The following is a 9,574-nucleotide window of genomic DNA, read 5'->3' as shown; positions in this document are numbered from 1 at the left end:
CCCACCACGTAAGAAACGGAAATCCACATGAAGACGGAGATACTCCGCCCGCTGGGCCTGCCGGCGTTCCGGCGGGTCTGGCTGGGGCAGGCCTTGAGCACCGTCGGGGACGGCATGTTCGTGGCCGCCCTGGCGGCGGCCATGCTGGAGAACAGGTCGGGATCCGCGCTGGGGCTGGTGCTGGGCGCGGAGAGTCTGGCTCTGGTGATCGTCGCGCTGGGCGGCGGCGTGCTGGCCGACCGGCTGCGGCGCTCCCGGCTGATGATCGCCTCCGATGTGCTCCGGATGCTCTGTGTGGTGGGGTTCGCCCTCGGGGCGGCAGAGGGACCGCTGCTGCTGGCCGCCGCGCTGGCGGCGGGCATGGGCTTCGGCAGCGGCCTCTTCCGGCCCGCCCACCGGGCTCTGCTGCCGACCCTCGCTCCCGGTCTGTTGCCGCAGGCCAACGCGCTGCTGTCGGCCACCTCCCGGATCGCCATGATCGTCGGTCCCGGCCTCGGCGGACTGCTCCTGGTGCTGGGCAGCGCGCGCACCGCCTTCTGGATCGACGCGGCGACGTTCGGCGTCAGCATTTTCGCGCTGCTGGGGATCCGCGACTCCAGGCCCGAACGGCACCAGCGCACAGGGGTGCTGAGCGAGGCCCGGGCGGGATTCCGCGCGGTGCTCGACCGGCCGTGGGTCGCGGTCATCATCGGCCAGGGCACCGTCCAGCTGATCCTGGTCATGGCACCGATGCTGGTGCTGCTCCCCGTGTATCTCTCCGCGCGGGGCCAGATGCCCCAGTACGGCGTGCTGCTCGCGCTCCAGGCCGCCGGCTCCGCCGTGGGCGGTCTCGCCGTCGGCGCGCGCCCGCCCCGGCGGCCCGGCACCGTGGCGGTGCTGGGACTGGGTCTGGGCGTCGTCCAGCTCGCCTTCATGATGACGGGCGTCTCGATCACACTGCTGGGCTTCTCCGTCTTCCTCACCGGGATGGGGTACGGGATCTTCGGCGTGCTGTGGGCCAGTGCCCTCCAGCGTGCCGTCCCCGACGAACTGCTCGGCCGGGTCTTCGCGGTGGAGATGCTCGGCACTTACGCCCTGGAGCCCGTGGGCCTCGCCCTCGCCCCGATGGCGGCCGATCTGCTCGGCCTGCGGACCGTCCTGGTGGTCGCGCTGGCGGTGCTCGTCGTCACCACCGTCCTGCCGCTCTTCGTACCCGGAGTGCGCACCTTCGCCGACCCCGACCCGGGTCCCTCCTCCCCCGGCGGACCCGAACTCCGACCCGAGGCCGTTCCCGGCCGCTGATCAGTCGATAATCGAGGAAAGACCATGCAGATAAACGGGATTGACCATCTGGAGTTCTACGTCACCGATCTTGACCGGAGCGTGGAGATCTTCCGGGACGGCTACGGATTTCAGCCCCTGGCCGCCTCGACACCGCTGGAGGACAGCCTCACGGGCCACCGCTCCGTCCTGCTTCGCCACGGCGCGGCCCGGGTCGTCGTGACCGCGGCGACGCGTCCGGACAGTGAAGTGGCCGCGTTCGTGGCCGAGCACGGGGACTGCGTACGGAATATCGCGCTGCGCGTGGACGATGTGCCGGCGGCCTGCGCCAGGGCGACGGCGGGCGGCGCCGTCCTGGTGGCCGCCCCGCTGACCCGGGACGGCGTGACGACCGCGACCGTAGCGGGGGCCGAGACGCTCCGGCACACCTTTCTCTCGGGAACCGGCGCGGACACCAGCCCGCTGCCCGGGTTCAGTCCGCTTCGGAACGTGCCGCCGGCCGCCGGCCTGATCGAGGAGATCGATCATGTGGCCATCTGTCTCCCCGGCTCCACGCTGACCCGGACCGAGGACTTCTACCGGCGGACCCTGGGGCTGCGGCGAACCTTCGTCGAGACCATCGAGGTCGGCGATCAGACCATGGAATCGCTGGTGCTTCAGGGAGGCGCGGGGGACTCGGTCACCTTCACCCTCGTCGCGCCCGACTGCGAGGAGGGCCAGCTCGTCGATTTCCTCCGGGCCTGCGGCGGCGGTGGCGTACAGCATGTGGCCTTCCGCTCCGACGACATCGTCGGCGCGGTCCGGGCCACCGGCGCACACGGGGTGGACTTCCTGTCGACCCCGGCCACCTACTACGACCAGCTCCCCACCCGGCTGGGCTGCTCGTCCGAGGACGCGGCGGTCCTCGCCGGTCTGGGCATCCTCGGCGACCGGGACCACTGGGGAGATCTGCTGCAGATCTTCACCCGCTCGCCCTTCCCCAACCGCGCCGTCTTCTTCGAGCTCATCGAGCGGCGCGACGCGCGGACGTTCGGCACCGCGAACATCCGGGCCCTGTACGAGGCGGCGGAGCGGCTTCGAACGTCCGGACTGGTCCCGGCCGGAACCGGGAGCGAGTAGTGGCGACGGCCCAGCTCCGCCCCGACGCGGCCGACGGGCTGGAGCGCGCGGCCCGTGCCGTCCTCCCGTCCTCCGTCGCGGACTTCATCGGCGGAGGCGCGGGGGAGGAGCTGACCCTGGCCTGGGAACAGCAGGCGTTCACCGACTACGCCCTGCGGCCGCGCGTGCTCAGCGGCGTCGACCGGCCGGACCTGTCCGTGTCCATGCTCGGCTGCGCGGTCTCCCTGCCGATGGCCGTGGCTCCCATGGCCTACCAGCGGCTGGTGCACCCCGCGGGTGAGCTTGAGGCGGTCGAGGCCGCAGGGCGGGCAGGGGCGCTCACCGTGGTGCCGATGCTGTCGAGTGTGGGCCTGGAGGAGGTGGCCGACGCGGCCGCCGGGCCGCTGTGGTTCCAGCTCTACTGTCTGCGGGACCGGGAGGTCGTCGCGGATCTGGCCCGCCGCGCGGAGCGGGCCGGTTACCGGGCGCTGGTGCTGACCGCGGACGCCCCGCGCCTCGGCAGCCGTCGGCGGGATCTGCGTAACGGGTTCACCCTGCCGCCAGGGGTGACGCCGGTGAATCTGCCGCACCGGATCGGCGGGGTGCCCGGGGCGCCGGGCACCGGCGCCTCGGCGATCGCGCAGCATGCCGCGGCCACCCACGACGCGACCTTCAGCTGGTCCGATCTCGCCTGGCTGCGGGCACAGACCGAACTGCCGCTCGTCGTCAAGGGAGTGCTCTGCGCCGAGGACGCTGTCCGCGCGGCCGACACGGGCGCGGACGGGATCATCGTCTCCTCGCACGGCGGCCGGCAGCTGGACCGCGCCGTGCCCTCCCTCCACGCCCTGCCCGAGGTGGCCGAGGCGGTGGGCGACCGCTGCGAGGTCTACCTCGACGGCGGTGTACGCCGCGGCACGGACATCCTGGTGGCCGCCGCCCTCGGGGCCCGGGCCGTGTTCGCCGGGCGGCCCGTGCTCTGGGCGCTCGCCGCCGGCGGGGCCGACGCGGTCGCGGAGCTGTTCGCCCAAGTGCGCGGTGAGCTCCAGGAGGCCATGGTGCTGGCCGGCCGGTCCTCCCTGGCAGGCCTGGACGGGCTGCTCAGTCCGCGACGAAGGGAACGCACATGCTGACCGCGGCCGATCTGCACTCCTCGCTCGGCGACCCCGGGCTGACCGTCATGAGCTTCCTCAACGAAGCCACGGCGCGCTACCCGGACGCCCTGTCCTTCGCGTCCGGCCGCCCGCACGAGCGGTTCCTCGATCTGGGCTCGGTGCGCGTGTTCCTGGAAGCCTTTCTGGAGCATCTGCGCACCGAACGCGGCCTCGGCGAGGGCGAGATCACCAGGGAGCTGCTCCAGTACGGGGCGACGTCCGGGATCATCCGCGAGCTGATCGCCGTCATGCTCCGCACCGACGAGCGGATCTCGGTGGACGCGGAGTCCGTGGTGGTGACCACGGGCTGCCAGGAGGCGCTGCTGATCACCCTGCGTGCCCTGTTCGGCGGGCCTGACGACGTTCTTCTCGTCGCGTCGCCCTGCTACGCGGGAGTCACGGGAGCCGCTCTGCTGCTGGACATCCGGGTCGAGGAGGTACCGGAGGGCCCGCACGGCCTGGCTCCCGCGCAGGTGCTCACCGCCGTGCGGCGGCTGATCGGCGAGGGGCGCCGGCCGCGCGCCCTGTACGTCGTGCCGGAAGGGGCGAATCCAGGCGGCACCTCGCTCGGCCTCGACGCCCGCGAAGAGCTGATCGCGCTGGCCCGGGAGCACGACTTCCTGCTGATCGAGGATCACGCGTACGCCGTGTTCGCTCCCGAGGGCAGCCCTCCCGCGCTCAAGGCGCTGGACGACGCGGCGCGGGTCATCCACATCGGCACCTTCGCCAAGTCCGGATTCCCCGGCCTGAGGCTGGGCTACGTCGTCGCGGACCAGACTCTCGCCGGTGTCGGCGACGGCGCCCCGGCGCGGCTGCTCGCGGACGCCCTGTCCGATGTGAAGAGCATGGTCACGGTGAACACCTCGCCCATCACCCAGGCGATAGCCGGCGGGATGCTGCTCAGCCGCGGCTTCAGCCTTCGCCGGGCGAACGCCGAGGCGGCCCTCTTCTACCGGGAGAATCTGGCCACCGCTCACCGGGAGCTGACCCGTGTGTTCGGCGGGCCGAACGGGACAGTGTCCTGGAACAGGCCCCGGAGCGGCTTCTTCATGGTCGTCTCCGTTCCCTTCGAGACGGACGCCGCGGCGCTGGAGCGCTCCGCGCGCGATCACCGGGTCATATGGACGCCCATGCGTTATTTCCAGCAGTCGGGCGGGGAGCGCGAACTCCGGCTCTCCCTCAGCTATCTGACCCCCGCGGAGATCCGTACCGGCATCAGCCGGCTGGCCGACTTCATCGAGGACGAGCGTGCACGACAGACCACGTGAACACGACGGCACGTGCCACATCTGGTGGGCCTTCGTCGGCGGTGCCGCCCGCAGCCGGCGCCATCTGCTGTCCCGCGCCGAACGGGAACGGGCCGGCGCTCTGCGGCAGACCGCCGATCAGGACCGGTTCGTCGCGGGCCGGGCGCTGCTGCGCACCCTCGCGGCCGATCTGCTCGGGACGACCGCGGACCGGGTGGTCGTGGGAGCATCCTGCCCCGACTGCCCCCGACCGCACGGGAAGCCCACTCTGCCGGGGACCGCGTGGGAGGCCTCCATCTCCCATTCCGGTCAGCTGGTCGCCGTGGCGCTGTCCACCGCCGGACCCGTGGGCGTCGATCTGGAGCGGATCGACGAGACCATGCCCCTGCTGGAGTTGCGTTCACAGGTCCTCTCCGAGACCGAGTCGGCGGAGTGCCCCGATCACACGCCCCGGGCCTTCTTCCGTACATGGACCCGGAAGGAAGCCGTCCTGAAGGCGACGGGCGACGGCCTGCGCATCCCGATGACACGGATGACGGTCACGGCCGCGGCCGCCGTACCCGGTGTGATGTGGTTCCCGGACCGGGCGGAGCTGCTGGACCGCGTCCGGCTCGCGGACCTGGAGGCCCCACCCGGCTACTCGGCGTCCGTCGCGGTGATCTCCACCGGGGCGGTCGGGTACGCGGACCACGGAATCGTGGCGCCCGGGCGGCCTCGTGAGCTGTCCGGGGCGGGGGCACGATGAACGAGGGTCGCGCCACACGGCGGGTTCTGATGGTGATGCCCTCTCCCGCGCTCGTACGCGCGGCGGTCGCCGCGGGCCTGGAGGTCTGGGCGGCGGACACGAGGCTCCCGGAGCTGGAGCCGGACCCTTCGCACCCGGCCGGACCGCCGCCGCGACGGCTGCTTCCGGTCGACCTCATGGAGCCCGCGACCCTCCGAGCGACGCTGGAGCACACCGTACGGGCGAACGGGATCGATCAGGTCGTCTGCTCCGAGAGCGAGGTACGCGCCGTGCTCGGGCCCGGGCCCGGCGCCCGGGCGGGAGCCGTTCTCCGGGAGATTTCCCAGGGGCTGGGCAGACCTTGGAGCGTCCTCCCCGACACGGTGACGCTGCGCCGGCTCCTCCAGCAGGGAGGGTACGCGGGCCCGCATCTCGCCGATGAGCCGCCGGCGGGTCCGAGGTTCCGGGTGCGGACGCTGACCGTCGACGGCATGCACCTCGTCGTGGACATCACCGCGCTGAAGCCCGCCGCCCCGCCGTCCGAGGCGGAGCGGGCCGGGATCCGGGCGACGGTACGAGCGCTGCTCGATCTGGCGGGTTTCGAGCACGGGAGTGCCCAGACCGAAGCGGTGCTCACCACGGACGGCTGCCATATAGTCCGAATAGGGGTCTGATCCATAGATTCCCACCTCTGGTATTCGGACGGGAACGTTCCGGGATCGGCATCCAGCAACCTCAGGGATGTCGAACACGGGTACCGCGCCACAAGGCGGCGTATCCACCCACGAATCACAGGGGGACGGACCATGCGCACCAAGCTGATCGGACTGACCGGAATCCTCGCGGCCGCCGCGCTGGCGCTCGGTATCGGTGTGACCGTGCAGGGCAACGTGGCCGAACCGCCTGCGGCGCAGCAGATTCTCGCGGACAACCAGAGCCCGGCCTCCATCAAGCTCTGAGGTCCGCGCCGCGCGGGCCGAGGGGTCCGCGCGGCCGCCTCAATGGGCGCGGCCGGTCTCCGGCAGCTCCATGAGGTCGAACAGCTCCGCCGCCGCGGCCCGGTGCTCCCGGGCCGCCGCCGCGTCGCCGAGCCCCTCCGCCGCCCGGGCCAGGCCCAGACGGGCGGATGCCTCCTCGGAGCGGAAGCTGATGGCCGAGGCGACCTTGAGCGCATGGGCGTGCAGCGTCACCGCCGACGCGTACTGACCCTGTGCCGTATGGAGTCGGCCGAGAATGTTCTCGGTCTTCGTCTGACGTATCGGCGTACCACCGGACCGGGCGAGCGTCCGGGCGCGCTCCGCCAGTCCGGGCACCACATCGCTGTCGCCGAGGCGGTGCGCCACCTCCGCGGAGAGTGCCAGCACCAGGGCCACATCGCCCCGCGGCAGCGGCTCGTCGCACATCTCCCGGGCCCGCTTGAGGCTCTCCTCGGCATCCGCGTACTGGCCCAGACCGATCTGGGCGAACGCCAGATCGGTCAGGGCCATGGTCTCGTTGACCGGGTCGGTGGTGTCGCGCTCCAGCTCAAGGGCCCGGCGGGCGGCGGCCGCCGCTTCCGCGTAGCGGCCCCACCGCGCGTACAGCGAGCTGAGGTTCGTCTGGGTCTCCGCCTCCGCGTGCGTGGTGCCCAGCTCTCTGGCCAGCGCGACCGCGCGCTCCAGCAGGGGCAGAGCCTCGGCGTACCGGCCCAGCATCGACATGAGCAGCCCGAGTGTGGACTCACTGTGTGCCTCGGCCCCCCGGTCGCCGAGGCGAACCGCTATGTCGCGCCCCTCCCGGGCCACGCTGATGCCCTCCCCGAAACAGCCGAGCTTCCAGCAGGCGACACCCAGACTGGACAGGCTGATGCTGAGCAGGACCGGATCGTCGAGTCGGCGCGCGGCGAGGACCGCGAGGTGGCCCAGTGCCCTGAACTCCTCGAAGTAACCGCCCGCGTTCAGATGGAAGACCAGGTTGCGGACCAGCCAGCCGGTGTGGCGGTCGTGGCCCAGCCGGTCGGAGAGATCCACGACCGCCAGCAGGCCCCGGTGCTCGCGGCCGAGCCAGAGCCGGGCGGACTTCTCGTCCTTCAGCTCCGGCAGCTCCCCCTGATAGCCGGGGATCCCGGTGGAGCGGGCGGTACGGCCGGGGAACAGCACGTCGCAGGCGAGGCCGGTGGCCGTCAGGTAGTAGCGGAGCAGCCGTTCGACGGCCGTCGCGTCGGTCTGCTCCGTCATCGGTCCGCGCCGGCTCTGGGCGAAGCTGCGCACCAGGTCGTGGAAGGTGTACCGGCCCAGTTCCGGCTGCTGGAGCAGATGGACGTCGAGCAGCAGCTCCAGGACGTCCTCCGCGTCCCGGACATCGGTGCCCAGCAGCGCGGCCGCCGAGTGCGCGTCGATACCGGCGCCCGGGTGCAGCCCGAGGACGCGGAACGCGGCGCGATGTCTGTCGTCCATCGTCAGATAGGAGAGCTGGAGGGTGACCGCGACGCTGCGTTCGCCGGAGCTCAGCTCGTCCATCCGGCGGCTCTCGTCCCGCAGCCGTTCGACGAGATGCCGCACGGTCCACCGCGGCCGGTTGCGGAGCCGGGCGGTGGCGATGCGCAGGGCCAGGGGGAGATGGCCGCACAGCTCGGCGAGTTCGGCGGCGGCCTCCGGCTCGGCGGCCACCCGGGCCGGCCCGAGCGTCCTGGCCACCAGCGTGGCGCTGTCCTCCGGCGGCATCATCCCCAGGGAGATCCACCCGACGCCGTCGAGGTCGAGCAGCCTCATCCGGCTGGTGACCAGCACCAGACAGTCACGGGGAGCCGCCAGCAGCGGGAGGATCTGAGCGGCGTCGGAGGCATTGTCGAGCAGCAGCAGCATCCGGCGTCCCAGCAGCGCGGACCGCCATGTGGCGGTGCGCCCCGGCAGGTCCTCGGGGATTCGCTCGCTCGGAGTGCCGATCGCCCTCAGCAGGATGTCCAGCGCTGTCGACGCCGATACGGGAGACTCCTCGCCGGGCGTGAACCCGCGCAGATCCACGTACAGCTGTCCGTCCGGGAAAATCTCGGCCAGTTGGTGAGCGGCCCGTACCGCCAGCGAGGTCTTTCCCGCGCCGCCCATCCCGTCGATCGCCACGACCCGGGCGGACTGCTCGTCCGGCCATCCCTCGGCCCGTACCCGGCGGAGCAGGCCGGCCAGTTCCTTGTCCCGTCCCGTGAAATCCGGAAGGCCGTACGGCAGGGTGCAGACCGGCCCCTGACGTTCGGCGGGCGCGCCTTCGGCGCCGGTGGGCCGCCCGTCCCGGGGCGCGGCCAGCTCGGGACTCTTCCGCAGGATCCCCTCGTACAGCTTGACCAGTTGAGGTCCCGGATCGACGCCCAGCTCGTCGACGAGCAGCTCGCGCATCTTTCCGTACTCTTCCAGGGCCTCGGCCTGCCGGCCCGAGCGGTAGAGGGCGAGCATCAGCTGGACTCGCAGGGTCTCGCGCAGGGGGTGGGAGCCGACGAGTTCCCGCAGACCGGCGACGAGTTCACCGCTGACCCCGAGTCCGAGGCGCAGTTCGTACAGGCGCTCGGCGGCGGCCAGACGACGCTCCTCCAGTGCCGCCGCCGCGCGGTTGATCACCGGTCCGCCCGCGCCCGCGAGGACGGGGCCCTGCCACAGATCGAGAGCGCCCTGCAGTTCCGCACAGGCCTCGGCCGGGCGGCCGGCGGCCATCTCCTGTGCCGCCGCCTGGAGCCGTGCGTCGAAATCGAGGAGATCCAGCCCGCCCGAAGGGGCGATCACCCGGTAGCCCGGACCGTCCGTGACGATCACTTTCGCGCCGGACGGCAGACGCCGTCGCAGATCGGCGATCGCTTTGCGCACCTGGTGCGCCGCGGTCGCCGGAGGGTCTTCCTCCCAGGCGGCCTCAACCAGTCTGGCGACCGAGGCCACCCGCCCGGGATCGAGAAGCAGTGTGGTCAGCACCCGGTCCTGGATGAGTCCGCCGAGACGGACGCGCACCCCGTCGGCCCACACCTCAAGTGGCCCCAGAACATGGAACCGGAGCTCCCGGCCGGACGGGTTCCCACCCTTCCCTGCGTCTGCGGCTGTCATGGCTCCTCTATCCCCCCACGCGCAAAACCCCAG

General features: G+C 72.1%; 8 protein-coding genes. 7 read left to right on the top strand and 1 reads right to left on the bottom strand.

The genetic code is table 11. The features are described from left to right. Positions 1 to 27 precede the first annotated feature (27 nt). The 7 genes from IE247_RS02840 to IE247_RS02810 all read left to right on the top strand — a co-directional run bounded on the left by IE247_RS02840 (position 28) and on the right by IE247_RS02810 (position 6,439). On the top strand, positions 28 to 1,281 hold the full coding sequence (locus IE247_RS02840; RefSeq protein ID WP_190121205.1) for an MFS transporter: 1,254 nt from the start codon (positions 28 to 30) through the stop codon (positions 1,279 to 1,281). A 24-nt stretch (positions 1,282 to 1,305) separates the two neighbouring features. After that, positions 1,306 to 2,379, top strand: coding sequence for a VOC family protein (locus IE247_RS02835; RefSeq protein ID WP_190121204.1), 1,074 nt, complete (start codon positions 1,306 to 1,308; stop codon positions 2,377 to 2,379). Next, on the top strand, positions 2,379 to 3,488 hold the full coding sequence (locus IE247_RS02830; RefSeq protein ID WP_190121203.1) for an alpha-hydroxy acid oxidase: 1,110 nt from the start codon (positions 2,379 to 2,381) through the stop codon (positions 3,486 to 3,488). Before IE247_RS02835 ends, IE247_RS02830 begins: the two co-directional genes overlap by 1 nt. Further along, the gene (locus tag IE247_RS02825) at positions 3,482 to 4,777 is read left to right on the top strand and encodes an aminotransferase-like domain-containing protein (protein ID WP_190121202.1); all 1,296 of its coding nucleotides are present in this window, start codon (positions 3,482 to 3,484) and stop codon (positions 4,775 to 4,777) included. Before IE247_RS02830 ends, IE247_RS02825 begins: the two co-directional genes overlap by 7 nt. Then, positions 4,758 to 5,501, top strand: coding sequence for a 4'-phosphopantetheinyl transferase family protein (locus tag IE247_RS02820; protein WP_190121201.1), 744 nt, complete (start codon positions 4,758 to 4,760; stop codon positions 5,499 to 5,501). Before IE247_RS02825 ends, IE247_RS02820 begins: the two co-directional genes overlap by 20 nt. Beyond that, the gene (locus tag IE247_RS02815; protein ID WP_190121200.1) at positions 5,498 to 6,154 is read left to right on the top strand and encodes a hypothetical protein; all 657 of its coding nucleotides are present in this window, start codon (positions 5,498 to 5,500) and stop codon (positions 6,152 to 6,154) included. The genes IE247_RS02820 and IE247_RS02815 overlap by 4 nt, the downstream gene beginning before the upstream one ends. Before the next feature lie 132 nt (positions 6,155 to 6,286). Next, positions 6,287 to 6,439 (top strand): hypothetical protein, encoded by a 153-nt coding sequence (locus IE247_RS02810; RefSeq protein WP_190121199.1) that lies wholly within the window; start codon positions 6,287 to 6,289, stop codon positions 6,437 to 6,439. 39 nt (positions 6,440 to 6,478) lie between these two features. Here IE247_RS02810 and IE247_RS02805 read toward each other — a convergent pair whose 3' ends face one another. Next, positions 6,479 to 9,541 carry an AfsR/SARP family transcriptional regulator gene (locus tag IE247_RS02805; protein WP_190121198.1) on the bottom strand — a complete coding sequence of 1,021 codons (3,063 nt, stop codon included), beginning with the start codon at positions 9,539 to 9,541 and terminating at the stop codon, positions 6,479 to 6,481. Positions 9,542 to 9,574: the final 33 nt, after the last annotated feature.

It is taken from the genome of Streptomyces inusitatus (assembly GCF_014651115.1).
Taxonomy (GTDB): domain Bacteria; phylum Actinomycetota; class Actinomycetes; order Streptomycetales; family Streptomycetaceae; genus Streptomyces; species Streptomyces amakusaensis.
Note: the sequence above shows the minus strand (reverse complement) of the source record. Positions and strands in the feature narration are given on the sequence as shown.

Coding starts and splice junctions, on each gene's coding strand:
- IE247_RS02840 (WP_190121205.1), top strand. CDS start 28: ATGAAGACGGAGATACTCCGCCCGCTGGGCCTGCCGGCGTTCCGGCGG.
- IE247_RS02835 (WP_190121204.1), top strand. CDS start 1,306: ATGCAGATAAACGGGATTGACCATCTGGAGTTCTACGTCACCGATCTT.
- IE247_RS02825 (WP_190121202.1), top strand. CDS start 3,482: ATGCTGACCGCGGCCGATCTGCACTCCTCGCTCGGCGACCCCGGGCTG.
- IE247_RS02815 (WP_190121200.1), top strand. CDS start 5,498: ATGAACGAGGGTCGCGCCACACGGCGGGTTCTGATGGTGATGCCCTCT.
- IE247_RS02810 (WP_190121199.1), top strand. CDS start 6,287: ATGCGCACCAAGCTGATCGGACTGACCGGAATCCTCGCGGCCGCCGCG.
- IE247_RS02805 (WP_190121198.1), bottom strand. CDS start 9,541: ATGACAGCCGCAGACGCAGGGAAGGGTGGGAACCCGTCCGGCCGGGAG.